The 24,566-nt window shown below is 67.9% G+C and carries 22 protein-coding genes; 7 read left to right on the top strand and 15 right to left on the bottom strand.

Annotation, left to right across the window (positions count from 1 at the left end):
* Positions 1-327, top strand: a 327-nt coding sequence (locus tag ACJ8AT_RS21925) for a hypothetical protein (protein WP_407739746.1), incomplete at its 5' end; no start/stop codon positions are given.
* A gap of 57 nt (positions 328-384) precedes the next feature.
* On the opposite strand, the gene ACJ8AT_RS21920 is transcribed toward ACJ8AT_RS21925, so the two are convergent.
* The 12 genes from ACJ8AT_RS21920 to ACJ8AT_RS21865 form a co-directional block, all read right to left on the bottom strand.
* Entirely contained in the window at positions 385-1,629 is a 1,245-nt protein-coding gene (locus tag ACJ8AT_RS21920) for an ISAs1 family transposase (protein WP_407739745.1), read from the bottom strand.
* Between the two features lie 494 nt (positions 1,630-2,123).
* The gene (ccrA, locus tag ACJ8AT_RS21915) at positions 2,124-3,323 is read right to left on the bottom strand and encodes a crotonyl-CoA carboxylase/reductase (RefSeq protein ID WP_407739748.1); all 1,200 of its coding nucleotides are present in this window, start codon (positions 3,321-3,323) and stop codon (positions 2,124-2,126) included.
* A 118-nt stretch (positions 3,324-3,441) separates the two neighbouring features.
* A complete protein-coding gene (locus ACJ8AT_RS21910; RefSeq protein WP_407739744.1) occupies positions 3,442-5,058 on the bottom strand; it encodes a serine/threonine-protein kinase in 1,617 nt (538 codons plus the stop codon).
* Positions 5,059-5,148: 90 nt separating this feature from the next.
* A complete protein-coding gene (locus tag ACJ8AT_RS21905) occupies positions 5,149-5,628 on the bottom strand; it encodes a hypothetical protein (RefSeq protein WP_407739743.1) in 480 nt (159 codons plus the stop codon).
* A 206-nt stretch (positions 5,629-5,834) separates the two neighbouring features.
* The gene (locus ACJ8AT_RS21900; RefSeq protein WP_407739742.1) at positions 5,835-8,048 is read right to left on the bottom strand and encodes an ATP-binding protein; all 2,214 of its coding nucleotides are present in this window, start codon (positions 8,046-8,048) and stop codon (positions 5,835-5,837) included.
* 850 nt (positions 8,049-8,898) lie between these two features.
* Entirely contained in the window at positions 8,899-9,393 is a 495-nt protein-coding gene (locus tag ACJ8AT_RS21895; protein WP_407739741.1) for a serine/threonine protein kinase, read from the bottom strand.
* Positions 9,394-9,404: 11 nt separating this feature from the next.
* Positions 9,405-10,283 carry a DUF2381 family protein gene (locus ACJ8AT_RS21890; RefSeq protein ID WP_407739740.1) on the bottom strand — a complete coding sequence of 293 codons (879 nt, stop codon included), beginning with the start codon at positions 10,281-10,283 and terminating at the stop codon, positions 9,405-9,407.
* A gap of 108 nt (positions 10,284-10,391) precedes the next feature.
* Complete coding sequence (locus ACJ8AT_RS21885) at positions 10,392-10,883, bottom strand: YkgJ family cysteine cluster protein (protein WP_407739739.1); 492 nt, start codon at positions 10,881-10,883, stop codon at positions 10,392-10,394.
* A 7-nt stretch (positions 10,884-10,890) separates the two neighbouring features.
* Positions 10,891-11,055, bottom strand: coding sequence for a hypothetical protein (locus ACJ8AT_RS21880; protein ID WP_407739738.1), 165 nt, complete (start codon positions 11,053-11,055; stop codon positions 10,891-10,893).
* A complete protein-coding gene (locus ACJ8AT_RS21875) occupies positions 11,052-12,179 on the bottom strand; it encodes a hypothetical protein (protein WP_407739737.1) in 1,128 nt (375 codons plus the stop codon). The genes ACJ8AT_RS21880 and ACJ8AT_RS21875 overlap by 4 nt, the downstream gene beginning before the upstream one ends.
* On the bottom strand, positions 12,179-13,015 hold the full coding sequence (locus ACJ8AT_RS21870; RefSeq protein WP_407739736.1) for a hypothetical protein: 837 nt from the start codon (positions 13,013-13,015) through the stop codon (positions 12,179-12,181). The genes ACJ8AT_RS21875 and ACJ8AT_RS21870 overlap by 1 nt, the downstream gene beginning before the upstream one ends.
* Entirely contained in the window at positions 13,012-13,923 is a 912-nt protein-coding gene (locus ACJ8AT_RS21865; RefSeq protein ID WP_407739735.1) for an ABC transporter ATP-binding protein, read from the bottom strand. The genes ACJ8AT_RS21870 and ACJ8AT_RS21865 overlap by 4 nt, the downstream gene beginning before the upstream one ends.
* 232 nt (positions 13,924-14,155) lie before the next feature.
* Between ACJ8AT_RS21865 and ACJ8AT_RS21860 the strand changes: the two genes are divergently transcribed.
* The 5 genes from ACJ8AT_RS21860 to ACJ8AT_RS21840 all read left to right on the top strand — a co-directional run bounded on the left by ACJ8AT_RS21860 (position 14,156) and on the right by ACJ8AT_RS21840 (position 18,842).
* Positions 14,156-14,347 carry a hypothetical protein gene (locus tag ACJ8AT_RS21860; protein WP_407739734.1) on the top strand — a complete coding sequence of 64 codons (192 nt, stop codon included), beginning with the start codon at positions 14,156-14,158 and terminating at the stop codon, positions 14,345-14,347.
* 126 nt (positions 14,348-14,473) lie between these two features.
* Positions 14,474-15,442, top strand: coding sequence for a porphobilinogen synthase (gene hemB, locus ACJ8AT_RS21855; protein WP_407739733.1), 969 nt, complete (start codon positions 14,474-14,476; stop codon positions 15,440-15,442).
* A 198-nt stretch (positions 15,443-15,640) separates the two neighbouring features.
* Complete coding sequence (locus ACJ8AT_RS21850; RefSeq protein ID WP_407739732.1) at positions 15,641-16,033, top strand: hypothetical protein; 393 nt, start codon at positions 15,641-15,643, stop codon at positions 16,031-16,033.
* Between the two features lie 23 nt (positions 16,034-16,056).
* The gene (locus ACJ8AT_RS21845) at positions 16,057-16,674 is read left to right on the top strand and encodes an RDD family protein (RefSeq protein WP_407739731.1); all 618 of its coding nucleotides are present in this window, start codon (positions 16,057-16,059) and stop codon (positions 16,672-16,674) included.
* Positions 16,659-18,842, top strand: coding sequence for an ATP-grasp domain-containing protein (locus ACJ8AT_RS21840; RefSeq protein ID WP_407739730.1), 2,184 nt, complete (start codon positions 16,659-16,661; stop codon positions 18,840-18,842). Before ACJ8AT_RS21845 ends, ACJ8AT_RS21840 begins: the two co-directional genes overlap by 16 nt.
* Positions 18,843-18,944: 102 nt before the next feature.
* On the opposite strand, the gene ACJ8AT_RS21835 is transcribed toward ACJ8AT_RS21840, so the two are convergent.
* A complete protein-coding gene (locus ACJ8AT_RS21835) occupies positions 18,945-20,012 on the bottom strand; it encodes an MBL fold metallo-hydrolase (RefSeq protein WP_407739729.1) in 1,068 nt (355 codons plus the stop codon).
* A 221-nt stretch (positions 20,013-20,233) separates the two neighbouring features.
* Here ACJ8AT_RS21835 and ACJ8AT_RS21830 point away from each other — a divergent pair, with 221 nt between their 5' ends.
* Positions 20,234-22,231, top strand: a complete 1,998-nt coding sequence (locus tag ACJ8AT_RS21830) for a protein kinase domain-containing protein (RefSeq protein ID WP_407739728.1) — start codon at positions 20,234-20,236, stop codon at positions 22,229-22,231.
* Positions 22,232-22,263: 32 nt separating this feature from the next.
* Here ACJ8AT_RS21830 and ACJ8AT_RS21825 read toward each other — a convergent pair whose 3' ends face one another.
* Both ACJ8AT_RS21825 and ACJ8AT_RS21820 read right to left on the bottom strand, forming a co-directional pair.
* Positions 22,264-22,950, bottom strand: a complete 687-nt coding sequence (locus ACJ8AT_RS21825) for an SDR family NAD(P)-dependent oxidoreductase (protein ID WP_407739727.1) — start codon at positions 22,948-22,950, stop codon at positions 22,264-22,266.
* 56 nt (positions 22,951-23,006) lie between these two features.
* On the bottom strand, positions 23,007-24,428 hold the full coding sequence (locus ACJ8AT_RS21820; RefSeq protein WP_407739726.1) for an ATP-binding protein: 1,422 nt from the start codon (positions 24,426-24,428) through the stop codon (positions 23,007-23,009).
* Positions 24,429-24,566: the final 138 nt, after the last annotated feature.

Below are 24,566 nucleotides of genomic sequence, written 5' to 3'. Positions count from 1 at the left end.
ATGCTCCGCCCGGTGCCGCAAGGCGGCACGACCGCGGCAGGAGCAGGCACTGGCGCTGCGGCAGGAGAAGCCCTGGTCACAGGTGGGGCGGTGGTTGCGGCTGCGGGCAGCGTTCTGCTGCTTTGCTTCACCGCCAAAGCGGTTGTGGCCGGGGAGCAGACCCCCATCGACATCGCGGACAAGTTCTACGGCACCCACTTCGGCGATGTTTCTGAATGGGTTCGAGGCCGGTATCCCAGGTCTGATGCGTTCTCGGGTGTGAGCGATTGGGCGAGGCAGCCTCGTGAGAGCGCGGCACGGTGCGGCAAAGCTCCGCCCTTCGGCTGAGAGCCGTGGGTATAGAGGCCTGTGGCGGCTCGAAGCGGAGGGAGGGCCGGCGAGCCCTTATGCGGGAATGAGGCGCGTCTCCTGCCTGCGACCATGGACGAGGGTGTCGCGAAGCAGCTCGCACGCGCGTGCCCACTCCACGAGGTGGCGGCCTTCAGGAGGCAGAAGCGCTCTCCAGCAGGACAGCAGGTTGAAGGCCAGGGCCCGCAGCCAAGCCACCACCTCCAGGGCCGTGCGCGTCGGGCGGCAGGGCTGGCGCGCGTCCTCGCCCAGCACCACGTCGAGCGTCCAGTGGTGACGGTTCTCGATGCCCCAGTGCACCCGCACCAGCCGCAGCAGTTGCTGGAAGTTGAAGACGGTGGTGTCCAGAGAGGTGACGAAGTAGCGGTACTCCTCCTTGAAGCTGCCATCCTCCTTGCCGTGTTGCTGGCGTACCAGCAGCAGCAAGCGCGCGCCGGGGAAGTCCACCTCGCCGGGCGCCAGCGCGTGCGTCCACAGCTCGCGCACCACACTCTCCCCGTGCGCTCGCTCCTGGGTGCGCGCTCGAGGTGGGCACTGCTTGGCGGCGATGGCCTTCACCGCGTACTCATGGAGGGTGGGCTGATTGGCCTTCAGCCCGAAGCAGTAGTGCTTGCCCATCTGTCGCACCAGGCTGGCATTGGACGCAGCCGTCAGTCCCGCGTCCCCCGTCACCACCCCGAAGTGCTCGCCATAGGCCTGTACCACTCGGGGAAAAAGCTGTCGGAAGGCCGGAGACTCGCCCTCCTTGGCGCTGATGAACTCCAGGTCGAGGCAGGGCGCGGCCAGCGCGCTGGTGAGCACAGCCCGCAGCGCGCCCAGCCTCCAGAGCGCACGGCCCTCTTCATCATTGGCGACAGCCTCCAGCCCCTCCACCTCTGCTTGGTGCGTGGTCCACAGGCTCTTGCCATCCAGGCTCACCACGCCCAGGGGAAAAGGCAGGCGGGGGGTATTCGGGTCCTCCACCACCGCCAGCGCCTGGGCCCGCAACGTCTCGCGCAGGCCGTCCGGCGGCTGTTTCTCCAGCAACCGCCAGAGCGTCGAGCCCACCACCGACTGCGGCAAGCCCAGCCGCTTTCTCGTCCGGGCCCCTACGTCCCCAGCCAGGTGCGCGGACTGCTTCAGCCCCTTCTTGCCCACCGCGAAGGCCGCCACTACCAGCCCCAGCAGTCCCAGATGCCCATGGCGGGTGCCCCGGGCCTTGCGCGGGTCCTTCACCCGTTCATCCCAGGGCACACATGCCTGCCTCAGCAGCCGCCGCTGTTGTCCTCGAAGTCCACCCATGCTCGACTCCTTCGCGCCCCTGTCCGCTCTGCTCGCGGAAAGAGGCATAGGGGGGATGGGGCTCGCCGGCCCCATCCCTCCGCTTCTGGCCACGGGAGCAGTTTCGAGCACAACCTACCCACCAGGCAGGCGATCATTTGGAGCACCCGTCGGGGGGTGTACGAATCCGGTCACGCTTCTGCGCGCGCAACCCCGCGACCTGACGGCCCTTCTTCAATTCCGAATCCGCGACAACGCATCAGGCCTGGCAGCAAGGCCGGGTGCAGCGCAGGGACCTGAGGGCTCTTCATGCAAGGCCTTGGGGCAGAGGGTGCCAGAAGGTACGGAACCCAATCCGGTTTTCTTTGAATCTGCAAGTGGCTGATTTTACAAGAGAGCCTCCAGAATCTGGAAGGCTCAGCGAGCCCCTCTACGGAAGTCTTACCGGTAAGACTTTCGTAAGTCTTATCGGTAAGACTTTTGGAGTCCCTCGGGAGTCCGGTCGACCGGACCTCCTATGAAGGACCGTCCTTGAGACCCGGGAGCGGCGCGCCCACGAGGATGGCCATGTTGCCATCCGGGTGCTTGTTCTCGCTCATGAGCTGATGCGCCTCGCCCAGCTCGCTGAACGGGAACGTGCGCGACAGGCACGGGGACAGCCGCCCATCCCGCAGCAACGCATTGAAGGCGGACGCCTGCTCCAAGTTGGCGAAGTGCGAGCCCTGGAAGCGCTTCTGTCTCATCCACAGGTAGCGCAGGTCCACCGTCGCGTTGTAGCCGCTGGTGCCGGCGCAGGTGACGACCATGCCTCCCGTCTGGCAGAGGAAGATGCTGGTGGGGGTGGTGCTCTCGCCCGGGTGCTCGAAGACGAGGGTGGGGTTGCGCTTCTCTCCGAGCGCGTCCCAGAAGGCCTTGCCGAATGCCTTGGCGCCCTCCATCCACGCGTCGTACGCCGCGGTGTCCGTCCAGTGCGGCAGCTGGCCCCAGTGATCGAAGTTGCGGCGGTTGATGATGCCCACCGCGCCGAGCTGCCTGCAGAACCGGGCGCGCTCTTCGCTGGACACCACCGCCACGGGCCGAGCCCCCGCGAGCACCGCCAGCTGGATGGCGATGCTCCCCAGCCCCCCAGCGCCGCCCCAGATGAGCACGGGCTCGCCCTTCTTCAGCGTGTGGGGCGCCCAGCCGTGGAGCATCCGGTAGGCCGTGGCGCCCACCAGCGTCGGCGCTGCCGCCTCCTCCCACGTCAGGTGCGGCCACTTGGGCAGGCATTGCAATTCCTGCACCCGCGTGAACTGGGCGAAGGAGCCCCAGTTGGACTCATAGCCCCAGATGTGGAACGAGGAGTGGAAGGTGGGATCCAGGCCCTCGGCGAGCTCCGGCGCGTCCGCGTCCCAGCGGCCGCAGTGGACCACCACGTGATCGCCCACGCGCACGCGGGAGACCTTCTCGCCCACCGCGTAGACGATGCCGCTGGCGTCCGAGCCGCCCACGTGGAAGTCCGAGGGCTCCCCGTAGCGCGCGTGCAGCTTGCACGGATCCACCGGCTTGCCGTAGGCGGCCCACACGTTGTTGTAGTTGATGCCAGCCGCCATCACGAAGACGAGCACATCCTTCGGGCCCAGCGGGGGAACCTCCAACTCCTCCATCTGGAAGGCCGCTCGCGGCTCACCGAAGCGCGAGGGGCGGATGACCTGAGCGATCATCCGGCGAGGCACGACGCCCAAGGGGGGGACCTCTCCAATGGGTAAGCAATCCGGACGCATACCACCAACTTATCAGGTAGGGCGGCCCGTTCATACCCCCTGGGACTCCAGGAGCCCACGTCGAGGAGGACTAACCCGTGCTGGGGCGCTCCACCGGCGCGGTTTTTTCGTCCGTGCCCAGGCCAAGAGAGGGCGCCAGGGCCGGAGACGGCTGGGGTGACACCTGGCCCAGCAGCTCGATCAACTGCCGCCGGCCGTGGGGCAGCGGCGCCTCCGCTCCGGTGAGCGCCAGCAACTGCCGCTGGAGCACCTCGCCCGAGGGCGTGCGCCGGGCCCGCTCTTTCTGCAACAGCCCCATGATGATGGCGTCCAGCTCGGGCGAGAGGCCCTCGACGAAGTGGGAGGGCGGCAGCAGCTTCTGCTCGCAGGCGGCCACCATCAGCGCTTCGTTGTTGTCCCCTTTCAGGGCCGGCTGCCCGGTGAGCGCCTCGTGCAGGGTGAGACCCAGCGCGAACAGGTCCACCCGGCCGTCCACCTCGTAGCCTTGGATCTGCTCGGGCGCCATGTAGCCGGCCTTGCCGCGCACCGTCTGGACATGGGTGAAGGAGACTCGGTTGGCCGCGCGGGCGATCCCGAAGTCCGTCAGCTTCACCTCGCCCAGGCGCGACAGCAGGATGTTGGGCGGGTTGAGATCTCGATGCACCAGCCCCAGCGGCTCGCCGCGAGAGTTCGTGCGCGCGTGCATGTACGCGAGCGCCGAGGCGAGCTCCGCGCCGAGATAGGCCACCACCGCCGGGGGCAGCCGGTGCGTGGGCAACTGCCGCAGCAGCCGGTTCAGGGGCAGGCCCTGCACGTACTCCATGGCCAGGAAGACGGTGTTGCGATAGCTCCCCATGTCCAGCACCTGGACGATGTTGGGGTGGATGAGCAGCGAGCCCAGCTCCGCCTCGCGCCGGAACATGGAGAGGAACTGCTCGTCATCCGCGTAGGCCGGGAGGATGCGCTTGACGGCCACCTGCTTCTCGAAGCCGCCCTCGGGGCTGTAGGTGGCCCGGAACACCTCGGCCATGCCCCCCACGCCCAGCCGCTCGTGGAGGAAGTATTTGCCCATCACATCGTTCTCGCGGATGGCGCGCAGCGCCGCCTCGGCCTTGCTCACGATGATGCTGGCCAACGTCGCCGTCAGCGGCCCATAGGCGAAGAGGAACAGGCAGCGCACCAGCATCATCGGAATCGTCAGGTTGAGCAGGGGAGCGGCAGGCAGCCCCGGCCGCATGAGCAGCAGGTACATGACGAAGTATTCGATCCCCGCCAACGCCGCGGCGAAGTACGCCAGCCGTTTGCCCGCCCGGAGCGCGCACACCACGATGAGCGCGCCCCAGGCGACCAGCGGCGGCGAGGTGAGCGCGTACACGGAGCCATGGAAGTTCACCTCGATGGCGGTGGCCATCGCGGGGACGGACACCGTGATGGCGCTGTCCACCCACTGCATGGCTGGGGAGAAGCGGCCGCGGGTCAACAACCGCAGCCGCAGCCAGAAGTAGCCGGACAGGACGACGAGCAGCCCCGCCATGCTCAGCGAGAGGCCCTGGCCAATCACAGGCCAGAGCAGCAGGGACGCCCCGCAGCTGATGATCCCCAGCCCGCACAGGAAGCGCGCGATGGACGCCTCGCGGGGGATGACGTCCTGCTCCAGGTACTCCTGCAACATCCGGGAGGAGTGCGACAGGGGAGTGGCGGCCGGCATAGCGCGGCATTCTAGCCGGGCTCCGAAGCTTCGTCTCCGCAGCTCAGTCCTTCTGGGAGGAGCGGGACTTGAGCCCGCCCACGGCGAGAGTTACTGGACGATGCAGTTGCCCTTCACCTTCTCCGTGATGGGCCGCTCGTCCGTCAGCCCCACCGCGGCCATCAGCTCCCGCTGGAAGGAGTGGCAGTTCTGCCCCTTGCCGAAGACCCACTTCCACTGGCCGTTGTACTCCTGGGCGAACTTGCGGATGGAATGGGCGATGTCCTCCTCGGTCGTGTCGTACGCCGTGACAGGGATGAACTCGATGTCGGCCGCCTCCCCGTGGTGAGGATCCCGAGAGCTGGTGCCATGGAAGCTCGAGATGCCATTGAGCTCGCCCTCTACGCCGGCGATGGTGCTCTCCTTCGTGACCTGGTGCTTGGGCCACCACCCGTAGCTCTCCTGCGAGCCATTCGAGAGGTTGAGCTCGATCCACCAATGTCCGTACTTGTCGGTGGGCTTGATGAGCATCGTCTTCCGCTTGATCTTCACGAAGGTAAGCGCGTTGCCTTTTGTGAATACGTGGCGCATGGGGGTCTCCAGAGGCTGGTCCCAGCCTGGGTCATGAGGGCTGTGTGTGAGGAGGCAGTGGCCTTGCGCCGTGCGCGGTGTGCGCACGTTGTTCGTGCCAGCGCCTCGCCATAGAGACGGCTCAGGAGACAGCGTGTGAATTCACGAGCCCACGGGGGGGCAACTCGAAGTGGCGGAGGTACTCCACCTCTACGAACTCAGCGGGCTCAGTGGACGTCAGCGTGATGGGGGCCTGCTTGTTCCCAGGGGCGGAGGGGCAGCTCGACCGTGAAGGTGGAGCCGAAGCCCAGGTAGCTCTCGGCCCGCACGGAGCCGCCGAGTGCCTCCACGATCTCTCGAACGATATAGAGGCCCAGCCCCAGCCCTCCATAGTGCTTGCTGGAGACCGCGCGCTCAAAGCGCTCGAAGATGTGGGGGAGCCTCTCAGGCGCGATGCCGATGCCCCGGTCGGAGACGATCAACCTCGCCACGTCGCCCACTGCTTCGAGCTCCAGCGTGATCAACTTGCCCGCGCCGAACTTGATGGCGTTGGTGAGCAGGTTCGTCACCACTTCGTCGAGCCTGCTTCGATCCCAGCGGCCGATGACTGGACCGGCGGTATCCAGCCTGAGCTGGAGCTCGCAACCGGCGCGTGCCAGATCCCCTTCGAGGCGGGCCACGACCGCTCGCACCACCGAGATGAGATCAACCTCCTCTCGGTGCAGCTCCAGGTGTTCCCCTTGGATCCTGGAGACGGTCAGGATCTCCTCGATCAGGCGGGTGAGCCGATCGATCTGCCGCCGCACGAGCCGCAGCGTGCGATGCAGTTTCTCCGGGGACGGCTGGAGCTGCGGGTCGAGCAGCGCCTGAGTGGCGAGGTTGAGCGACGTAATGGGAGTGCGGAGCTCGTGGGACGCGATGGAGAGGAACTCATCCCGCAGGCGAATGGACTCCTGGGCTTCGCGGTAGAGCCGCGCATTGTCCAGGGCAAGCCCAATCCGGTGCGCCAGATCCTGGGCATGGTGCAGCGCGGTGGGGCCATAGTGCCTCCCCGGCTGTGATGAGACGAGCGTCAGCACGCCGAGCATGCGTCCGCGGGCCATGAGCGGCACGGCCATGAGGGAGAGGCAGCCCAGCATGCGGATGAGGGTCGCGTGCGCCGCGTCGCGGGTGTGGGCCCGGAGCACGTCCTCGGGGGTGTTGGCCAGCAGGAGCGCCTGGCCCGTGCGAAGGACCTGGCTCGCCGGCTGGGACGCAACCGCGTCCACCGGGTAGCGCTCGGCGAGCACCTGGAGCAGCAGCTCCTTCGAGGGGTCCACATGCGCGCCCGCGATACGGTGGCATGTGCCGTGCTCCAGGATGTCGACGACGCACCAGTCAGCCAGGACGGGCACGGCGAGGCGGGCCACCTGGGCGAGCGTGGTCTGGTAGTCCAGCGACTCCGCGAGGATGCGGCTGGCGTCGGCCAGCAGGTGGGCGGTCTGCTCCGCCTCCACGCGTTCGGTGATGTGGTGTGCGATGCCGACGATGCGGTGGGTGCGCCCCGTGGCGTCCTTCACCGGGATGAGCGTCGTATGGAAGTAGCGGACGCCGATGGGCAGCGGGAGCGCTTCCTCATAGGAGAAGGACGCTCCGCTCTCGATGCAGCGGCGGAAGTTCGCATAGAGGGTGCGGGTGAGCGACTGCGGGAGGAGCTCGTCCAGGAATCTCCCCTCGACACCGTACAGCCCGACGGTCTGCTCCTCGGCCGGATTGAACCGGGTGACAACGAACCGGAGATCGGGCGTCACGTCGAGGAGGAAGATGCAGTCGGAGGTCAGCTCGAAGACCTCACGGTAGCGCAGCTCGCTCTGACGCAGTGCCTGCTCGATCCGGACTCGCTCCAGGGCCCCCGCGAACATCTCGCCGAGCAGGCGCAGGCGAGGGATGAGGGCATCGGGCCAGACGCGCTCCTGACGGAACGACGCGAGCACGAGGTGGTGGCGGTGCTTACTTTGAATCGAGATCGGCACCGACAGGTACGAGCGGAGCCCCACGCGCTCGGCAAAGGCCCTGACGTGGCTGGCCTCGGGGGGAAGGTCGGTGAGCGTGCTGAAGCGGATGAGCTCTCCGCGCAGCATGCGCAGGCGCCACCAGGGGAGGTTCATGCGCGCGGGCCCCTCCCGTAGGTCCAGCCGAGTGCCTGGGCGCGTATAGCTCTCGCGCTCGAGAAGCTCTTGGTGGTCGGCGGATTGCTCCCAGAGCACGGTTCGATCGACGTCGAAGAACTCCGCGAGCCGGCGGAGACCTGCCCGGAGGTGCTGCTGAACGGTGGCCGGAGATGCGAGGATGAGACCCGCTGAGATCTCGCTCAGGAGGCGCTCGAACGGAAGGAGTTGCTCGATCGCGGTCTGCGAGGAGGCTTCTCCGAGCGGCTTGATTTCATCCTCGACGGTGCCCATCCATCGTTCCCCTGCTGACGCGCTGGCTGTGCGGCGAGCGCTCGTGTCCCGAACACAAAGATGGACATGGAGCGGGCAGGAGCCCACCTTGGGGAGGCATGCGTGTTGCCGGACGAGCAGCAGGTACTACAGCAACAGGGGGAGGTGCCGGGCGCCAGCCTACAGAACGTCTCGGCTCCGACGTGGGTCAGGGGCGGATGGCTCGTAACTGCAGGAGCCAGTCGAGTGCATCTCGGTAGTTGTTGGTTAGAACATCGAAGCGGGCAGCAAGGACCTGCTCCATGAGAGGCTCATCCCGAGCGATGAGCGATGTCATGGACCACGGGAAGTTGAGGACCGTGACACCCTGAGAGATGTACTCGGGGTCCACGACCATGAGCTCCAGGTAGTGGGAGTAGATATCGAAGAATCGGTCGACGCTGGAGGCGATGGGAACAGCGTATTGGCCTCATAGTCATCAATGTAGATGACAGGCTGAATGCCTCGGGAGTCCGCAAGTCCAGGTACAGTGCCGTAGTAGTAGGCAAAGCCCGCTTCCCAGCCGAAAACGAGCGAAGAGCGGAGGTGCACCCCGTCGTATGTCCTCAGCCACTCGTTTCGAGGGATGAGGCCTGCTCGCTCGGAAGTGGGCCCGTAGAGACTGAGAGGACCGAATTCGGCGGCGCCCAGACGTTGGTAGACCGCTGCGAGCAGAGGATCGAAGGGTTCACCGAAGACGGACTCTCCAGACTTGGGAGGTGATGCCACAGGAGGGGAGAGCTTGAAGGCAAGTTGAAGCCGTTGGCAGGTGGCGATGAGTTGGTCAAGGCCCGGGAGGCGAGAGTCCACACCGTACGCAAAGCCTTGAGGGTCACCGGAACGCGTCAACGACGAACGCCGATGCGCCAGAGTAGTCGAGGACAGCCGTTCCGGGCTTCGAGTCCGGGCGCTTCCTGAGTTGGCCCTTCCCAAGCCGGGCCACCGCGCAGATCTTCACCGTGTCGCCGTCGACTGGTCGCGCCTCGTAGTACCGGACCACAACTTGATGCCCCCCGGTCCATATCCGCCCGTACAAGCGTGTCCCGGCTTCGAGATTGCCAAGAGAGCCGTCCAGGTAGCTTTCGACCGGGCCATCAAAAAGCACGATGGGTCGCGCGTCGATCTGGTTCGCGTCGAGTTCCACGTCCGCAGCGTCACCGACGCGCATCCGAAGAATCCGCATCGTTTCGAGCGCTTTCTCCGAGCATTCCTCCGGTCCCGGGCTCCCATCCGGTCGCAGCGGTACGTTACCGGGGGTTGTCGCGCATCCGACGACCGTGCTGAGTAGGATGGCAGAGACAAGAAGGAGCGTCTTAGGCGAGGACATGACCGGCGCTCTTACTCACGGATAAGGCTCGGATCCAGCAGAACGACGGCCTGTCGGAACCCATCGATCCGGTAGATCTCTAGAAGGAGTTGCTCTACCCCGTCTCCCTCCACGAAGGCACTCTTGTCCACAACGACGGCAATATTTCCCGTCGTTCCTGTGGCGATCGATTCGTGGTCTGAGCGGACGGCGACCTGCCGATCCTTCCAGCCATGTGCTGTGTACAGGCGGGCCATCTTCATCTTCCAGGCATGCTCTCCGTTTTGATTCCTGATCGTAAAGAGGACCCCTGCTTTTCCCTTGCCCGTGAAGGTGCGGACCACGAACTCGGTATCCCCATCGTTGAGGACCCACTTGTCATGTGCACGGAAGGTGGTCTGCTGCGTCGCGCCTTTCGACAGGAGCGCCGCGAGTGCGTGATCAATGGAATCCTCTTGCTCGTAGTGCCCGACCTTCTCCCGAAGCTCCCGCTCGCGCTTGAGCGATTCATAGAGGGAAGCCTGCACAGCGCTCACCGACTCCAGATTGCGGAACACGTTGACCTGTTGATCCGCCTCACGCCGACCGTCAAGGGGCTGCTCCCGCGACGTCACGACAAAGGGGATCTCTGTGTTGTCCGTCAGCGTCACTAGGAGCATGAAGCGATCACCGGGCTCGATATCCCGCAGCGGCTCCACCACCACCTTCTTGCCTCCCACCAAGAGGGGTTCGAACCAACCTTCCCAGCCGAGCATCCTCGTCCGCGCTGGATCAACCTGTTTCTCGAAGCGGAGGACAGTAGCGATGCGACCGGCGACGTAGATCCGATTCGCTGTCTCGGCAGGGTGCTCGGAGAGGTTGATGGTTCTCTCAACGACATTGGCTTCGTTGGCGGTGACGACGGAAGCCACGAGGGCGACAAGCAGCGCAGCCGGAGAGGGTAGGCAATTCCGCATAGCAAGGGTAACCTATCAGATTGGGTTCCAGGCTTCCAACCCAAAGAGCACTAACCCGAGCGCTCAGCGGCGGTGGCGCCCGCGGAAGTGGCGATCGAGATAGCTCTCCGTCTGGAGCCAGGTCTCTCGGGTGGGTGGCGGCAGAGGACCGCCGTTCTCGGGTTGATCCTCCTGGTGCGCGCGTTGCAGCACGGCGCGGGGAGAATTCGCACGGGCCGGGGGGAGCGCTTCCTCCACGGCCCGGATGCGCTCGTGCGCCTCGTCCACCACCTTGAGCGCGTCTTCCAGCGATACCTCGCCCTCGGCCAGGGCTGTCAGCAGGAGGCAGCGGTAGCGGCGGCAGGCCTCGGGGCGCTCCGCGTACACCGTGCAGCACCGGCCCTCCAGCGCCGTGCAGCGCTGCGTGAACCCGGGCGAGGTGCCGTTCTCTCGCTTGATCACCGCCAGCCGCAGGCGCTCCATGGCCGCCACCTCGGTCTGGCGCAGCGGCACGGTCGAGAACAGGTTCCCGTCGCAGCACAGCCCGCATCGCTGGCACAAGGTGGACAGAGGCATGCGGACTTCAACCTTCGGACTCAGACGCTGCATCCTCCGGCGTCGGCTGCGGCTTCGGCTCCCACAGCTGCGCGGGGGTGATCACCAGCCCCCTCGGCCGCCAGGTGAGCCAGCGCTGGATGTACTCGGGCCCATCCATGTCGACGAGCGCCACCATCTCCGAGCGCTTCATGGCTGCACCTCCGGGCTCTTGTTCTCCGTGGCCTTGCGCTCGTCCCGGCAGAACGAGAGGCGCTCCTTGAGGACCTCGATCGGCACGGCCAGCTCCAGGTTGAACTGCGAGCCGCGCGGACGGACCTTCGCGAAGTCCAGCATCTGCGCCAGCTCCTTGTTGCCGTCCGCCTGCGCCTTCAGCCGGGCCAACGATAGCGCCGCGCCCAGCGACTTGCCCAGATCCGTCACCTGCGACTCGTCCGAGCCCTGGATCTGCGCCACCATCGCCACGTCCGAGCTCGCATCCAGGTGCAGCTCCACGTTGCTGGCCACCTCCCTCAGCCGCTGCGCCAGCTCCCCCTGGTCCGGGGGCAGCATCCGAGCGAGCTCCTCCACGGACAGCACCCCGTACATCTCTCCGTAGGTGCTGCCCTCGGAGATGACGGGCGGCTCGTTGGAGCCACCGCCCTGCACCCGGTCGAGCACCTCCTTCACGGAGTCCGGGGTGTCCCCCACCACCAGCAGCTGATTGTTCCAGGTGCCGAACGCCGAGGTGTCCCGGCCGCGCCTCACGCCTCCGTCCTCCAGGGTGACGATCACATCGCCCGGCTCGTAGACCCGGGCGCCCGGGCCGTAGTCCGAGGCCACTCGCTCCTGGAACATCTCCTGGAAGCGGGCCTTGCTGAAGTCTCCCGAGAACACCACGCCCTTGTCCGTGATGACCAGCCGATCCAGATCCTTCAGCGGATCCACTCCGCTGGCCTTGCGGAACTCGTCCAGCTTCTTGCCTCCGTCTCGCATCATGCAGTCCAGCAGCAGCTCGCCGATGGGGGAGTAGCGCAGGGCGTTGGCCTCGATGACCACCGCGGAGTGGCCCTTGCCCCGAGGCAGCGCCGCGAGCACGGGATCCCTCGGGGGCGAGGGCGGGGCCGCCGCCACCCCCGCATCCGGCACGAGCGCCGGCATCACTTGCGTGCGCCGCTGCTCGACGCGCTTCCAGTCATCCCGGCGCATGCGAGGGAACTCCACCTCCTTGCGCGGCGGGGGAGCGGGCTCCTCGCCCTGTCCGGTGAGCATCAGCCCAGCGCCCACCGCCAGCAGCACCACCGCCAGGGCGAGCCACATGCCACGCCGTCGGTTCATCAGTAGTCCTTCCCTTCGAAGCGCCAGAGGCCCACCGCGAGCACGCCCAGGCCGAACACCACCACTCCCGCCAGCAGCGTCTCCAGGGACTTCACCTCCAGCGGCTGAGAGGCCGCCAGATCCGCGGACGCGTCCGCCAGCGCCGACAGCCGGGGCAGCAGCAGCGTCACCGCGCGGAAGGCCTGCCGGCTCAGCCCCTCCTCGAAGACCTGGGAGATGGAGGCGCGGTAGCCCGCGATGATGCCTCCCACGAAGATCAGGAAGCCCGCCGCCGCGCACAGCGAGGCGCTGCGCACCAGCGTGGCCGTGGTGAGCATCACCGCGTACACCGCCGCGAAGCTCCCGCAGGCCAGCAGCGCCGCGATCAGCGGGCCCGCCGTCCAGAACCCCGTCTTCACCCCGAAGATGAGCAGCAGCCCCACCGAGCCGTAGAGCGCTCCGCCCAGCGCCAGCGCCATGACGCCCAGGAAGGTGCCCGCCAGGATGTGCCAGCGCTGGAGGGGCAGGGCGAGCAGGTGTTCGATCCGGCCCGGAGACAGGAGGCTCGGCGCGAAGTCCGAGCAGGCGACGATCCCGAAGAGGATGCCTCCATAGAAGACGACGTACGAGCACGCCTGGAACAGCGGCCGCAGCGCCACGTCCACCGCGACGATATTCGTCGGTACGACCTTGCCAAACAGCCGCGTGGCCGCCAGCGCCCCGTCCAGGACCTCCAGCTTCAGGCTCGCGGAGAGGACGATCAGCACCAGCGTGATGCCAATCACGAAGGCCAGGATGAACTTGCGCGACGCCGCCTCGCGCAGCACGTACCCCGCGATTCCGAGCACGGGCCTCATGCCGCCACCCCCACGGTGGAGGCGAGCACGGCCTCCAGATCCTGTCCGTCCCGCTTGAGCTCCACCAGCAGGGCTCCCGCCGCTCGCGCCTTGTCCAGCGCCGCGTTCAGCGCCGCCACGTCCGCCGCCTCCACGTGGAAGAGCCCCTCCGAGCTCCCCGCCTGGAAGCCCGCCGCCGTGAGCGAGCTTGCATCCGCGCCCGGCGCGAAGCGCACGGCCCACCGCGCTCCGCCTCGGGACAGCTCCTCCAGCCGGCCCTCGCGCAGCACGCGCCCGTCCGCGAGGATGGCCACGCGATCACACACGCGCTCGGTCTCCGCCAGCAGGTGGGAGTTGAGGAACAGCGTGGTGCCGCGCCGGACCTCTTCCTGGAGAATCGCTCGCACCTCCACGCGGCCGATGGGATCGATGCCGTCGGTGGGCTCGTCCAGCACGAGCAGGGAAGGGGAGCCGACCAGCGCCGCCGCCAGCCCGAGCCGCTGGCGCATGCCCTTGGAGTAGCCCCCGATGCGCCGGCCCGCCGCCTGCGTCAGCCCCACGCGCTCCAGCAAGCGCAGGTTCCCGGCCTCATCCGGCCGCAGGCCCTTGAGCTTCGCCACGGTGTGGAGAAACGCCACGGCCGTCCACGAGCTGGGCAGGTGCAGGCGCTCGGGCAGGTAGCCGATGCGCGCGCGGATGCGGGGATCCTCGGGCGAGCCTCCCAGCACCTTCACCGTGCCCCCCGTGGGCTGGACGATGCCGAGGATGGCCTTGATGAACGTCGTCTTCCCCGCGCCGTTGGGGCCAATCAGGCCAAAGGCGCTGCCCTCGGGCACGGAGAGATCCACGCCGCGCAAGGCGTCATTGCCCGTCCGCCGGAAGGCGCGCCGGTAGGTTTTGCGGAGCCCACTGACTTCGATCGCTGACACGGTCGCCACTCTAGACGATGAGGCGGGGCGCCGATTGCCCTCCCGGGAGGGGTGGCGGGCGAGCGGGCGCGCCTTGGGCCTGCTCGCGCGGGGCGGTTGGCGCTCCTGGGAAGGCTCGTTCGCCGCACGGGCGTTCACTTGCGGCGTGAAAGCTCCACTTTTCGAGCCTTTCACCCATGCTTACCCCTGGTCCGCTCTGTGCAAGGGGCCAGGGGAAGGAGGAACGAACTCAATGACGTGGACCGAGGCCGTGACGAAGGAACTGATGCAGGCCCGCCGGGAGCTTACGGCGGCGCAGGAGGGGCTCAAGGAAGGGACCGAGGCCGCCTACAGCCGCTATGCCCGCGCCCTGCACGAGGCGGAGCTTGCCGAGCAGCGCGCCGAGAGCGCCTCCCGCGAGTCGCTCCGGCGAACCTGGCACTGAAGCCCTTGGAATGAGGCCCCGGGTGGGGGAGCGGGTGCGACACAGGTCGCCTCGTCGCCTGCCCGGCAGGGCCTTGGATCCACTTGAGGGCTGAATGAGAGCCCGGCGACGGTTTAACCTGCGCCCATGGCCTTCCCCATTCACCGTCCTCGCCGCCTGCGTCGCTCCCCCGTCCTCCGGGACATGGTCCGGGAGACGACGCTGGCTCCCTCTGACTTCATCTATCCGCTCTTCGTCGTGGAGGGCCGGGACGTGCGCCGTCCCATCGGCTCCATGCCGGGCATCTTCAACCTCTCCATCGAGCACGCGGTGGCCGAGGCAAAGCAGGCCAAGGCGCTCGGGGTGCCCTCCGTCATCCTCTTCGGCATCCCGGATCACAAGGACGATCGGGGCACGCAGGCGTACGCGCGAGACGGCATCGTCCAGCGCGCCATCCGCGCCATCAAGGAGGCCGTCCCCGAGCTGCAAGTCATGGCGGACGTGTGCCTGTGCGAGTACACGGATCACGGCCACTGCGGCGTGCTCGAGGGCGGGCACGTGGCCAATGACGCCACCCTGCCGCTGCTGGCGCAGATGGCCGTCACCTGCGCCCAGGCCGGCGCGGACATCATCGCCCCCTCGGACATGATGGACGGCCGCGTCACCGCCATCCGCAAGGCCCTGGACGAGTCCCGCCTGGTGGACACGCCCATCCTCGCCTACGCCGCCAAGTACGCCTCCGGCTTCTACGGCCCGTTCCGCGAGGCCGCCCAGAGCGCGCCCCAGTTCGGCGATCGCCGCGGCTACCAGATGGATCCGGGCAATGCGCGCGAGGCCCTCAAGGAGGTGGCCCTGGACGTGGACGAGGGCGCCGACATGATCATGGTCAAGCCCGCGCTCTCGTACCTGGACATCATCCACCGGGTGAAGGAGCGCTTCGAGCTGCCCGTGGTGGCCTACAACGTGTCCGGCGAGTACGCCATGGTGAAGGCCGCCGCCCAGAACAACTGGGTGGATGGCGATCGCGTGATGATGGAGATCCTCACCTCCATCAAGCGCGCCGGGGCGGATCTCATCATCACCTACCACGCGCTGGAGGCGTCCAAGCTCCTCTAGCCGACAGGCAGCCCGAGAAGTTTTCCGGGCCGCTTGATCCTCACCGGGACTGCGCGCAAAGTGAGCGCTACGGCCATGGCCACGAAGAAGAAGCGCCCCAAACGCAAGGCGGCGAAACCTCCGCCCGAACGTTCCCCCCGTCGAGCCGGCAAGCGCCCCGGATCGGGTCACACCCCGGTTGTCCGCGCGCCGGGTCCCTTGCAGTACAAAGTGGTGGAGCTGTCCACGGTGGATGAGGGCTCGCTGGAGCGCACCCTCAACGAGTGGATCGCCAAGGGCTGGAACCTGGATGGGGTGCAGTTCGCCATGCGCGAGGCCTCCAAGCGTCCCGCCATGGCCTTCGTCTTCTTCACCCGCGAGGGCGAGGCGCACGAGCATGACGCCGAGGCGGCTCGGGAGCGGCTGATGCGCCTGTCCGAGACGGGCTCGCCCACGGCGGAGCTGATGGCGGACCACGCTCGGGTGCACGAGAAGCGGACCGGCCCGGGCCAGCGCCCTCCCATCAGCGCCTACGAGCGGCTGGCCCAGCTCGCGGGCCTGGACGAGCCCGAGACCCTCGAGAAGGGCCTCACGCTGGAGCCCGAGGAGTGAGCCCCGCCCCCGAACGGCCCTGGATGGCCACTCCTCGGACCGAGCGCGTGCTGCGCCTGGTCCACGAGGGCGATGCCATGGCCAGCTCTCCCTACCCCAAGGCCTCGCTGCTGCTGCGCCTGGGCGCGCGGCTGGTGGACGTGGCCGTGGCGTGGGGCCTGTGGGTGGTGTGCGGCGCCGCCGGCTCCGTGGTGGCGCTGCTCTTCCTGCTGCTGGCGGACGGCATGCTCCAGGGCCAGAGCGTGGGCAAGCGCATCTTCGGCGTGAAGGTGATGTACCTGCCCACGCACTCGGCGGCGCGCCACCGGGACAGCGCGCTGCGCAATGCGCCGCTGGCCCTGATCATTCTGCTGGGGATGATGCCCGAGGGCCTGGGCCTGGTGGCGGGCGCGGCCGGGCTGCTCGTCATCGGCGGGCTGGAGGGCTGGAGGGTCCTCAAGGATCCGCTTGGTTGGCGGCTCGGGGATATGTGGGCCCAGACGCAGGTGGTGGATGGAAAGGTTGTGGCGGGCGCGACTGTTGGCGCCCGTACCCCCGTGGCGCATGAGCGCGCCCCGGGACGACTGTTGTCCGCGGCCAAGACTCGCCGCGACCGCTCGCTGAGGAAAGCGAGAAGGGGGAAGCCGTGCGTATCGCGTTGACGTACAACCTCAGGCTCTCCGACTCGGAAGAGGAGGCGGAGTTCGACACCCAGGAGACGGTCAACGCCCTGGCCGCCGCCATCGAGCGGCTCGGCCACCGGCTGGAGCGCTTCGAGGTGAGCGGCCCGGCCTCGCGCACCGTGGCGCGGCTGGAGGCCTACAGCCCGGAGCTGATCTTCAACACCGCCGAGGGGCGCCGCGGCCGCTTCCGCGAGGCCTTCTTCCCGGCCCTCTTCGACGAGCTGGGCTTCCCGTACACGGGCAGCGACGCGTACGCGCTGGCCATCACCCTGGACAAGCAGCTCACCAAGCTGATCCTCTCCAAGCACGGCATCCGCACGCCGGGCTGGCAGTACGTGGAGAAGCTCAGCGAGCTGACGGCGGAGAACCTGCGCTTCCCCGTCATCGTCAAGCCGAACTTCGAGGGCTCCTCCAAGGGCATCACCCAGGACTCCATCGCCGAGACGTTGGATGAGGTGCGCGCCAAGGTGGCGCAGGCGCTCTCCAAGTACCCGGCCGGCGTGCTGGTGGAGGAGTACATCGGCGGGCGGGATGTGACGGTGCCGTTCCTGGCCGCCGTGGACAACGACTACGACGGCGTGCTCACCCCGGTGGAGTACGTGATCGATCCGGCCGCCACTGCGGGCCGCAGGTACCCGATCTACGACTACGATCTGAAGGTGAAGAACTACAAGGCCGTGAGCGTGAAGGCTCCGGCCAATGTCCCCGCGAAGACGGCGGAGGACATGCGCGAGATGGCGCAGAAGATCTTCCGGGTGCTGGACTGCCGGGATCTGGGCCGGATCGACTTCCGCCTCAGCGACGCGGGCGTGCCGTACTTCCTGGAGATCAACGCGCTGCCCAGCCTGGAGCCGGGCGCCGGCATCTACGCCTCGGCGGAGCTGGAGGGGCTGCACCTGGATGGGGTGATTGGCAGCATCATCCAGGGCGCGGCCAAGCGGAACAAGATCAAGGACTCGGCGCGGCGCCAGGGCAAGCCGGCGCGCAAGAGCGGCCCGCTGCGCGTGGGCTTCACCTACAACGTCAAGCGCGTGAAGCCCACGGCGGACGCCTCGGAGGACAGCGAGGCCGAGTACGATTCGCCGGCCACGCTCCAGGCCATCCGCGAGGCCATTGCCTCGTGGGGCCACGAGGTGATCGATCTCGAGGCCAACCAGGAGCTGCCCACGGTGCTGGCCACCACGCCGGTGGACATCGTCTTCAACATCGCCGAGGGCTTCAAGGGCCGCAACCGCGAGAGCCAGGTGCCGGCGATGCTGGAGCTCTTGGACATCCCGTACACGGGAAGCGATCCGGCCACGCTCTCGCTCGCGCTGGACAAGGCGCTGGCGAAGAAGATCGTCCGCCAGGCGGGCATCCACACGCCCACCTTCCAGCTCATGCTCACGGGCAAGGAGCGGCTCAACAAGGAGTTCACCACCTTCCCGCTGATCGTGAAGCCGGTGGCGGAGGGCTCCTCGAAGGGCGTGGTGAGCAAGAGCGTCTGCAACACCGAGGCGGAGCTGCGCGAGGTGGTGAAGGAGCTGGTGGGCAAGTACCAGCAGCCGGCGCTGATCGAGGAGTACATCGGCGGGCGCGAGTTCACGGTGGGCCTGCTCGGCGAGCGCCGCCCGCGCGTGCTACCGCCCATGGAGATCGTCTTCCTGGACAAGGAGGAGAAGACGCCGGTCTACAGCTTCCAGCACAAGCTCGACTGGAACGATCGCATCCGGTACGACGCGCCCGCGAAGCTGGAGCCGGCGCTGCTGGAGAAGCTGCGCGCGGCGGCGCGTGGCTCGTTCATGGCGCTGGGGTGCCGCGACGTGGCGCGCATCGACTTCCGCATGGACGACAAGGGGCGCATCTACTTCATCGAGTGCAACCCGCTGCCTGGACTCACGCCGGGCTGGAGTGACTTGGTGCTGATCGCCCAGGGCGCGGGCATGGACTACCGCACGCTGATGGGTGAGATCATGGCCCCGGCCATCCGCCGCTACAAGGAGCGCGAGGCCCGCCGCGCCGCGGACGAGCACGCGCTCTCCAAGGCCATGCTGGAGAAGCACGCGGTCGACAAGGTGGAGGACAAGCCGGCCGGCGGCAACGGGTCCAGCAACGGCGCGCAGCACGCGAGCGGAGAGCCGCCGCAGCGGCTCGACGCGAAGGCCTGAGCTGCATCGCCGTGGAGGTGCGCCCCGTCTCCGGCACCTTGGAGCAAGTCCTCTCGGCGTTGCTTCCCCTGACCGGCCCTGTGACCGAGGCTCGTTCCTCTCTCAGGGCACGTTCCGGCCCTCGCCGAAGCCCAGCACCCACCACTGAGGCTTGCGCTCCTCGGGCCGGGCGTCGATCGCCTTCCGCAGCTCGGTGACGGGCTCCTCCTGCCCGTCATCGCCCAGGTTGAAGGTGCCGTAGTGCATGGGCACGCTCACCTTCGCCTCCAGGTCCACGCTGGCCTGCACCGCCTCCCCAGGCGACACGTGGATGACCTCCATGAAGGCCGCGGGCTTGTAGGCACCGATCGGCAGCACCGCCAGCCGCACCGGGCCGAAGCGCTCGCGCACCTTGCGGAACTGCTGGCCGTAGCCAGTGTCTCCCGCGAAGAACGTCACGCCCGAGGGGCCCTGGAGCACGTAGCTGGTCCACAGCGTCCCGTTGCCATCATCCAGCCCCCGGTTCGAGAAGTGCTGCGAGGGCGTGCTCACCAGCTTCACCTCCGGGGTGAGCCGCGCCTCCTGCCACCAGTCCAGCTCCGTGACGGGGGAGATCCCCTTGGACTCCAGGAACGCCTTGTTGCCCAGCCCCGCGAAGAAGCGCGCGTTGGGGAACTGCGCCACCAGCCGCTTCAGCGTCGGCACGTCCATGTGATCGTAGTGGTTGTGGCTGAGGATCACCGCGTCGATCGGCGGTAGATCCTCGAAGCGGATCCCCGGCGGACGCACGCGCTTGGGGCCCGCGAAGGACACCGGGCTGCAGCGCTCCGACCAGATCGGATCCGTCAGCACGTTCACGCCGTCCAGCTGCAGCAGCGTGGTGGCGTGGTTGATGAACGTGACGCGCACCTCCCCGCGAGCCACACGCCGGGGCGGGGGAGGCCCGGGAGGCGCCTCCGTCCAATCCGCCCAGGGGCCTCGCTCCCGGTTCATCTGCCACTCGAGGAAGCTCATGCGCGTGTGCCGGGGCTCCAGGTTGTGGAACCGCTCGCCGTCGAAGTGGTCCGACTTGGGGCCTCGGTAGACGGGCGCGGAGAAGGCGTGACAGCCCACTCCGGCCACCGTGGTTACCAGCAGCAGCAGCGCTCCCAGCCCCGTGAGCAGGGCGCGGCGCAGGCGAGGCGTGGCCATCGAAGAGACCCTCCAGGTTGGTCCGGCGTGCACCCTTTCTACCCCGAAGTGCATGGATGCAATGCGTCATGGGCAACAGGTCCCGAGTGGAGTTGCCCCTCCGGGTGAGGAGCCACCCGGCGCGGCGAGCGAGCGCTGGTGATATGACCGTCTCGTTAGGGGGCAGCAATTCCACCTCACTGCCGGGTCCTACTTCCGGCGCTTGCACGGGTGATCGCTTCATGGGACGCCAGGTTGGGGGCAGGTACGTGCTCGAACGCAGGCTCGCTGGCGGTGGCATGGGTGCCATCTGGCAGGCGTTCGATCCCCACCTCCATCGCCGCGTCGCCATCAAGCTCACCACGTCCCAGCGCCTCTCGTCCGATGGGGCCCGGCACCAGTTCGAGAAAGAGGCGAAGGCGATCGCCCAGCTCCACCACCCGAACGTCGTGCAGATTCATGACTTCGGCCTGGACGGAGACGAGCCCTACCTCGTCATGGAGCTGCTCGAGGGAGAGGACCTCGAGGCCCGCCTCACGCGCCGAGCCCGGCTGCCGCCCGCCCAGCTCGCGGGGCTGTTCACCCAGATCGCCCGTGGGCTGACGGCCGCGCACACCGTGGGCATCGTCCACCGCGATCTCAAGCCGGCCAACCTCTTCGTGTCCCGGGTGGACGGCCAGGAGGTGGTGAAGATCCTCGACTTCGGGCTGGTGCGGCAGCAGTCGCGCACCTCCTCGGAGGTGACCCCCGAGTCCATGGACGGGATGGTGGGGACGCTGCGCTACATGAGCCCCGAGCAGATCCGCGGGGACACCAACCTGGATCACCGCAGCGATCTCTGGTCCATCTCGGTGGTGCTCTTCCGGGCGCTCACCGGCCAGTTCCCCTTCAAGCTGGAAGCCGTGGGCGAGCTGCTCAACGGCTCCTTCCACCCGCCGGACACCCGGCCCTCCACGCTGCTGCCCGAGCTGGGCCCGGAGCTGGATCGCTTCTTCTTCAAGGCCCTGCACCCGGATCCCTCCCAGCGCTTCCAGTCCGCGCAGGAGCTGGCCGCCTCCTTCGCGGCGATCGTCCAGACGCCCCGCACCCAGGCGGCGCGGATCCTCGTGGTGGACGATGAGCCGGATGTGGAGACGCTGCTATCCCAGGCCTTCCGCCGGCAGATCCGCGACAAGATCTACGCGTTCACCTTCGCCTCGGATGGCGAGGACGCGCTGGAGAAGCTGCGCCAGAACCCGGACATCGACGTCATCCTCACCGACATCAACATGCCGCGCATGGATGGGCTCTCGTTCCTGAGCCGGGTGGGCGAGGTGAACCCGCTGGCCAAGGTGATCATCGTCTCGGCCTACAGCGACATGACCAACATCCGCACCGCGATGAACCGCGGCGCGTACGACTTCCTCACCAAGCCGCTCGATCTCCAGGATCTCGAGGCCACGCTGAACAAGACGCTCAAGCACGTGGCCGAGGCGCGGCAGATGATGCACTCCATCGAGGAGAACGCGCTGCTGCGCATGTTCGTGCAGAGCACCGTCCTGGAGCGCCTGCGGCCCCTGGCGCAGGGGCCCGGCGCGCTGGCCGGGGAGAAGATGGAGTCCACGGTCGTCCTGCTGCGCCTCCAGGACTTCACCCCCGTGGTGCGCCAGCACACGCCCGATGCCGTCATCCAGCGGTTGAACGAGCACTTCCAGGGGCTCGTCCCCGAGTTCCTCTCGCGCGGTGGCATGGTGGACCGCTTCCTGGGGGACTCGGTGCGGTTGATGTTCCGCGGCCAGGATCACCTGCGCCATGCGGTGGATGCGTGCCTGGCGGCCCGGGAGCAGCTCCGGGCGATGGCTGCCCGTGGGGAGGAGGCCGCCGCGAGGACGCACGGCGTGGGCCTGGCGCTGGACTCGGGCGAGGTAGTCCTGGGAGGCCTGGGAGGCCCGGAGCTGGGGCGCCTGGACTACACGCTGGTCGGGGAGGCGGTGGAGAACGCCTCGCGGCTGTTGGGAGTGGCCCGGCGCGACGAGATCCTGATCAGCGACAGGCTGCGCATGCGCGTCGTCATGGAGTTCGAGTGCCGCTCCGCCGGAGAGCGCCTGCTGAGCGCCGCGGGCGCGCCCGTGCTCGTGCATGACATCGTGGGCCGGCGCGGTGTGAACTTCACCCGCGCGGGTGGCTCGGCAGCCTCCGCCGCGCGGGAGGCAGACACGCCTCCGTTCAACGCGGCGGTCGCCGCGGGAGTGACGCGGTAGGCCCGCGAGCCACCCCCGCCCGCGTGGAGCCTCTACGAGAAGTTGACCGTGGCTTCCGAGCGGCGCTGGGTCAGCTCCCAGAACTTCTCGGCGATGGCCGACGCCTCGAGCGTGGCATGGCCGGAGTCGAACGCCGTGCCCTTCACCTGCCCGAGCACGACGACCTCGCCGACGTAGACGCCGTCGCCCTTGAGCTTCTGGTGCAGGATCCCCGCGGTCTTGTGCTGCGCGGCCTTGCCGATCGCCAGCCCCATGGCATTCCACTGGACCGCCGTCGCGTCGACCTTCGGATCATAGAACGCGAGGCCTCCGCCCGTAATGAGCACCGAGCCCTTCTCATTCTTCAGATCGGGCAGCGACTCCTGCACCGCGGCCACCAGGCCGAACACCGACACGTCGATCGGTGCGTGCAGCTCCTCGACGGGCGCGGTCGTCAGATCGCCCGCTCCGGGGGTGTACGCGTTCCAGTGAATGACCGCGATGGGCCCGAGCGACGTGCGCACGTCGCGGATGAGCGAGCGCACCGCCTTGGGATCGCCCAGGTTGCACGCGAAAGCCTTCGCGGTGATCCCCGTGCCCGAGAGCTTCTCGGCCGCGGCCTTCAGCCGCTCCGCATTGCGGGCGACCAACGCGACGGCGAACCCTTCCTTGCCAAACCTGCGAGCCACTGCATCCGAAATTCCAGGCCCATGGCCACACACGACGATGGTTCGTTTCATGGCCGCGATATAGCACACCGCCTCGTCACCGGGCTGTAGTCATCTCACTCCAGGAATCAACCTGGGGGCCGGGGCGCGCGGGGCACGCGGAAGCGGAAGGTGGTGCCCGTTCCCTCCTGGCTCTCCGCGTGGATGTGGCCGCCGTGGGCCTCGATGATCCGGCGGCCCACGGACAGCCCCAGGCCCACGCCGGGAATGGTGTCGCGGGTGGTGGTGCTGCGCCGGAAGGGCTCGAAGATGCTCTCGAGCTCCGCGGCGGGGATGCCCACTCCCGGGTCCGTCACCGCCACCCAGGCGTCGTCGGAGGTGAGGGTCAGCTCGACGCGCACCTGGCCGCCCCGGGGCGAGTACTTGATGGCGTTGCTCAGCAGGTTGTTGAGCACCTGCGAGAGGCGCGTGGCATCACCGCGCACCAGCACCGGCTCGTCCGGTACGTGGAGCACCAGCTCGTGCTCGGCCGACGTCTCCTCGTGGAGCGCCACGGCCTCGCGGAGCAGCCCTCGCAGATCGTGCTCCGTCAGGCGCAACTCCAGCTTGCCCGCTTCGATTCGAGCGGTGTCGAGCAGATCCTCGACCATCTGCTCGATCCGCTCCACCTGGCGGACCACGAGAGCAAAGCGCTCGCGCACCTTCTCTTCAGGAGGCAGGGGGCGGTCCGGGCGCACCAAGGAGGCGTTCAGCTTGAGCGCGCTCAGGGGGTTGCGCAGATCGTGCGCCACGCCCGCGATGAAGCGCAGCTGCACCTCGCGCTGGCGCTCGAGCCGTGCGGCCATGACGTTGAACTCATGCGCGATCTCCCGCAGCTCCCCAGGGCCCGCCTCGGGCACCACCACCCCGGAGGCCCCCGGACGGAAGCGCACCAGCCCATCGCGGATGAACAGGAGGGGGCGGTACAGATAACGGCGGATGCTCCAGAGGGCCATGACGATGCCGGCGAGCAGCGCCGTGCTCACGGTGGCGGCCAGGAGGTTGGCCACCTGCTCCCACCGCCGTGTCTCCGTCGTCACCGCGGCGGCTTCGTCGAGGTTGATTTTCACGAGCTGCTCCGAGTCCTCCAGCGCCGGTTGGATGAGCGTAGAGTCATCCCCAACGTCCCCCTGGCCAGGAGCCTTCGCGTCCTTGCCGTGTGCCAGGTACTCCTCGGCATGCCGCCTGAGGTCCTCCAGGATGTGGGCTTCCTCGGGGCTCCCGACGTACTGGCCGGCCTGGCTCAGCTGTTGCCGGAGCTTCTCCTCTTCCGCGTGCATGCCGTCGTCGTGGTGCGGGTCGTTCGTGGACTCCAGCAGCCGGTGTTCGCGGCTGTGGCGCAGGAGATGGATCTCGATCTGCTCCGCCGTGTGGATGCTCTCCACGGCCAGCAAGAGCTGCCGGTTGTTCTTCTCCATCTGGGTGGTGATGGTGACCAGGGCTATCGCCACCGTGAGCGCCAGGGCCAGGATGGCCGCTGCGATGCCGCTGAGCAGTCCTCGAAGGAGCATGCCTCTCTCACTTCCCCCGGCCATGGCCCGGCGGGGCCACCCTTACCCTACGCCCGGCGAGGACAACTGTGTGGCAAAAGGGGGGAGAGCCCCATGACTCAACACTGAGAGGGCTGCCGAGAGACTGCCGGTGCTCAC

The sequence above is a fragment of the Hyalangium sp. genome (assembly GCF_045802625.1).
Classification (GTDB): domain Bacteria; phylum Myxococcota; class Myxococcia; order Myxococcales; family Myxococcaceae; genus Hyalangium.
This window is presented reverse-complemented; position numbering and strand designations above follow the sequence as displayed.

Coding starts and splice junctions, on each gene's coding strand:
- ACJ8AT_RS21920 (WP_407739745.1), bottom strand. CDS start 1,629: ATGGGTGGACTTCGAGGACAACAGCGGCGGCTGCTGAGGCAGGCATGT.
- ACJ8AT_RS21910 (WP_407739744.1), bottom strand. CDS start 5,058: ATGCCGGCCGCCACTCCCCTGTCGCACTCCTCCCGGATGTTGCAGGAG.
- ACJ8AT_RS21905 (WP_407739743.1), bottom strand. CDS start 5,628: ATGCGCCACGTATTCACAAAAGGCAACGCGCTTACCTTCGTGAAGATC.
- ACJ8AT_RS21900 (WP_407739742.1), bottom strand. CDS start 8,048: ATGGGCACCGTCGAGGATGAAATCAAGCCGCTCGGAGAAGCCTCCTCG.
- ACJ8AT_RS21895 (WP_407739741.1), bottom strand. CDS start 9,393: ATGTCCTCGCCTAAGACGCTCCTTCTTGTCTCTGCCATCCTACTCAGC.
- ACJ8AT_RS21885 (WP_407739739.1), bottom strand. CDS start 10,883: ATGCCTCTGTCCACCTTGTGCCAGCGATGCGGGCTGTGCTGCGACGGG.
- ACJ8AT_RS21880 (WP_407739738.1), bottom strand. CDS start 11,055: ATGAAGCGCTCGGAGATGGTGGCGCTCGTCGACATGGATGGGCCCGAG.
- ACJ8AT_RS21875 (WP_407739737.1), bottom strand. CDS start 12,179: ATGAACCGACGGCGTGGCATGTGGCTCGCCCTGGCGGTGGTGCTGCTG.
- ACJ8AT_RS21870 (WP_407739736.1), bottom strand. CDS start 13,015: ATGAGGCCCGTGCTCGGAATCGCGGGGTACGTGCTGCGCGAGGCGGCG.
- ACJ8AT_RS21860 (WP_407739734.1), top strand. CDS start 14,156: ATGACGTGGACCGAGGCCGTGACGAAGGAACTGATGCAGGCCCGCCGG.
- hemB (WP_407739733.1), top strand. CDS start 14,474: ATGGCCTTCCCCATTCACCGTCCTCGCCGCCTGCGTCGCTCCCCCGTC.
- ACJ8AT_RS21845 (WP_407739731.1), top strand. CDS start 16,057: ATGGCCACTCCTCGGACCGAGCGCGTGCTGCGCCTGGTCCACGAGGGC.
- ACJ8AT_RS21835 (WP_407739729.1), bottom strand. CDS start 20,012: ATGGCCACGCCTCGCCTGCGCCGCGCCCTGCTCACGGGGCTGGGAGCG.
- ACJ8AT_RS21830 (WP_407739728.1), top strand. CDS start 20,234: ATGGGACGCCAGGTTGGGGGCAGGTACGTGCTCGAACGCAGGCTCGCT.
- ACJ8AT_RS21825 (WP_407739727.1), bottom strand. CDS start 22,950: ATGAAACGAACCATCGTCGTGTGTGGCCATGGGCCTGGAATTTCGGAT.
- ACJ8AT_RS21820 (WP_407739726.1), bottom strand. CDS start 24,428: ATGCTCCTTCGAGGACTGCTCAGCGGCATCGCAGCGGCCATCCTGGCC.